The following is a 3208-nucleotide window of genomic DNA, read 5'->3' as shown; positions in this document are numbered from 1 at the left end:
CGGTTCGGTCCGTCATGCTGGCGGTGGCCGAGATGTACGTCAAAGGCGTCTCCACGCGTGACGCCGAGGCTGTCATGCGCGAGTTCGGGATCGAGAGCCTGTCGTCCTCGCAGGTCAGCCGGGCTGCCAAGCTGCTCGACGACGAACTGGAGGCATGGCGCAACCGCCCTCTGGGCCAGGTAAAGTACCTCATCCTCGATGCCCGGTACGAGAAGATGCGCCACGGCGGGGTGGTGCGCGATGCTGCCGTGCTCTCGGCAATCGGCATCGGCCCGGACGAGCGGCGGCGTGTTCTGGGCGTTTCCGTGGCCCTGTCCGAGGCCGAGGTCCACTGGCGGGGCTTCTTGGAGAGCCTGGTCGCCCGCGGCCTGCGCGGCGTCGAGTTCATCGTTTCGGATGACCACTCAGGGCTGCGTGCTGCCCGGCGGGCTGTTCTTGGCGGCGCCACGTGGCAGCGCTGCCAGTTCCATCTCGCGCGCAACGCCATTCATCACGCTCCGAACGTCGAGAGCCGCAAGCGCATCGGAGCCGAGCTGCGCACCGTGTGGAATGCCAGCACGCTCGCCAAGGCAGAAACGGCCTTGGCAGAGATCGTCGCCAGCTATCGCACCTCTGCGCCGAAGCTGGCCGCATGGCTGGAGGAAAACGCGCCCGAGGGGCTCGCGGTCTTCACGCTGCCCGAGCACCATCGCCGCCGGCTGCGCACTTCAAACCCGATGGAGCGATCCGTCCAGCAGGAGCTCAAGCGGCGCACCGTAAAGGTCAGGGTCTTTCCCAGCGACGACGCTCTGCTGCGACTGGTCAGCGCCGTCCTCGTAGAGATCGACGAGAAATGGGCCTCCGAGACCAAGGCCTACATCAAATGGGAATGCCAGGATGCATGACCCGCTCTCAGCAGAATTTCCAGACCGCAGGTTGCTCTATCAGACCAGCCGCCGTGTTTGTCGGCATCGACGTCAGCAAGAACTGACTCGACGTATTCCTGCATCCCGAAGGGGAGCAATTCAGGGTCGAGAACGATGCCGCAGGAATCCGTCGGCTGCGAAAACGATGCCTGGAGATTCAAACCGAGCTAGTCGTGATGGAGGCGACGGGACGCTATCACCGGGCGGCCCATGGCTACCTGCATGAGGCCGGGCTTTCAGTAGCGGTGGTCAATCCCTAGCAATCGCGGCGCTTCGCGGACGTTTTGGGACGCCTCGCAAAGACTGATCGGATCGACGCCGAGACTTTGGCGCGGTTTGGCGCGGTTTGGCGCGACAATGCAGCCCGCTACAAGCGAGCCGCCCACCAAAATCATGGCACAGATCGCCGAGATCACGGTCGCCCGCCGCCAGGTCGTCGAAGCACGCATGTCGTTGGAGCAGCAACTTTCCGAAGCGTCCTCGGGAATCCTGAAAGCACAGATAGCCGAACGGATCGAGCTGTGTCGGCACCACGGCAAGGAACTTGATGAGATGCTCATGGACCTCATACAGGCCGATCCAGCGACAGCGCGCCGCTTCGAGGTCCTGACATCGGCGCCGGGGATCGGTCCCGTCACCGCGACCACGCTTCTTGTCGAGATGAAGGAGCTGGGCTCGGCCAGCGCGGCCGAGGTCGCAGCTCTCGCGGGCTTGACGCCGATGAACCGGGACTCGGGCCTGTTGCGGGGCCGCAAGATAATCCGAGGCGGAAGGATCGCCGCGCGCAACGTCCTCTACATGGCGGCGACCGTCGCGATGCGCTGGAACCGTGATCTGGCAGCGTTCTGCGCTCGGCTTCGACAAGCCGGCAAACCGTTCAAGGTCGCGATCACGGCCACCATGCGAAAGCTGATCGTGCTGGCCAACACCTTACTCAAGGAGGACCAGGTGTGGACGCCCACGCCGCCCTGATGCTGGTGTAGAGCGGCCGTTCGCTGCACTGTGCGTGAAGGTCAGCAGTGCGGACGGAGCGCACTTTCGCTGCGCCGTGCACGAAGGTCTGTTTCGGCCGGGCATAAATACTGGAATAGCAGAACCCCTCGCTCCGACTGCTAATCCTAGTGCTACAGCACCAGCTACACCAGCATATGAGCCAACGCCGGAGGGAGCAATCGATCTCATATCTTTGTTCGAAAGCTCAAGATCATCTAACCCGCATAATTCATGAAGCTGCGGACTTGTGCTCCGTGGGATGGTTTCCCCGGTCTCGGTTTTCTTGCGCGCACCCGGTGTTTGCGTCCGGTTGGCATGCCGGCCGGTGACTTGGGTCTTGGGCGATACGGGTTGATGTTTCTGGGTTTGTCGGGGCGCATGCGTCAGGCTGTTTTCGGTGGGGCGAGGGCGTCGAAGAGAAGGAGGAGAAGTCCCTTTCGGGGACACGATGCCGGCAGGGTCACGATGATCCGGGTCTTCTTTTCGACGATGGTGGCGGCCAGCTTGACGAGATGCAGCCGCAGCGTGTCGAACTGGGCGCGGCGCCACGGTGAGCGCTTCGGGCAAGCCGCGCGAAGCTTCCACCAAATCCAGTAGGCGCAGCCGTGCAGCATCAGACGCATCTGATTGGCGTTGGCTTTCGAGCACGACGTCCGGTCTGCTGCGAGGTGGGCCTTCCACGCCTTGATGTGGTTCTCGGCCTGGCCGCGAGCGGAATAGAGCTTCTCGTAAAGGTGCTTGCCGCGACCGCCCTCGAGGTTGGTGACGATGTAGCGGGTGTCCCGACCCATGGGACCAACCTCGACGCGGGCGATGACGCGGCGGGGTTTCGACCACGAGCGGGCTGCGTAGGAGAAGGTTTTGAACCGGCGCAGCTTCTGGCCCGGCGTTCGGGCGTAGCGCGCCGCTGTCGACGCTTCCAGAGCCGAGATGTTCCGCGCCAGACGGCCGTTCTTTGACAAACCAAAGACATAGCGCAGCCCGAGCCCGTCACACAGGTCCAGAACCTGCGGGGTGCAGTAGTGGCTGTCGGCTCGCAGCAGGATTTCTGTCTCGGGCCAATGCCTGGCAATCTGCCGGATCAACCGGCGGATGTGGGCCGCGCTCTCGGCCCCCTTGGGGCGGCGGGCCGGGCGCAGCAGTGTCCCCACGAGCCGGCCTTCGCCGTCGAAGACGACGATCGGCTGGAAGCCGAACTCGTCGTAGAACGCATTGAACAGGCGCAGCTGCTGGTGGCCATGCACCGCGTCAAAGGTATCATCGATATCGAGCACGATCCGGCTTGGGGGGCGCGCAAACGAGTGGCAGTA

4 protein-coding genes are annotated in these 3208 nt (G+C 63.7%); 3 read left to right on the top strand and 1 reads right to left on the bottom strand.

The window, feature by feature from the left end; all coding sequences use genetic code 11:
* From JSE7799_RS18065 to JSE7799_RS18060, 3 genes are all read left to right on the top strand, one after another.
* A partial coding sequence (locus tag JSE7799_RS18065; protein ID WP_055664859.1) for an IS256 family transposase occupies positions 1-884 on the top strand: 884 nt, incomplete at its 5' end.
* A 98-nt stretch (positions 885-982) separates the two neighbouring features.
* Positions 983-1165 carry an IS110 family transposase gene (locus JSE7799_RS22370; RefSeq protein ID WP_083480674.1) on the top strand — a complete coding sequence of 61 codons (183 nt, stop codon included), beginning with the start codon at positions 983-985 and terminating at the stop codon, positions 1163-1165.
* 133 nt (positions 1166-1298) lie between these two features.
* Positions 1299-1877 carry an IS110 family transposase gene (locus JSE7799_RS18060; RefSeq protein WP_055664858.1) on the top strand — a complete coding sequence of 193 codons (579 nt, stop codon included), beginning with the start codon at positions 1299-1301 and terminating at the stop codon, positions 1875-1877.
* Positions 1878-2281: 404 nt separating this feature from the next.
* On the opposite strand, the gene JSE7799_RS18055 is transcribed toward JSE7799_RS18060, so the two are convergent.
* Positions 2282-3208, bottom strand: a 927-nt coding sequence (locus JSE7799_RS18055; protein ID WP_055664857.1) for an IS1380 family transposase, incomplete at its 5' end; no start/stop codon positions are given.

Source organism: Jannaschia seosinensis, from assembly GCF_001408515.1.
Taxonomy (GTDB): Bacteria; Pseudomonadota; Alphaproteobacteria; order Rhodobacterales; family Rhodobacteraceae; genus Jannaschia; species Jannaschia seosinensis.
The sequence above is the reverse complement of the archived record's forward strand: the minus strand, read 5'-3'. Positions and strand labels throughout refer to the sequence as shown.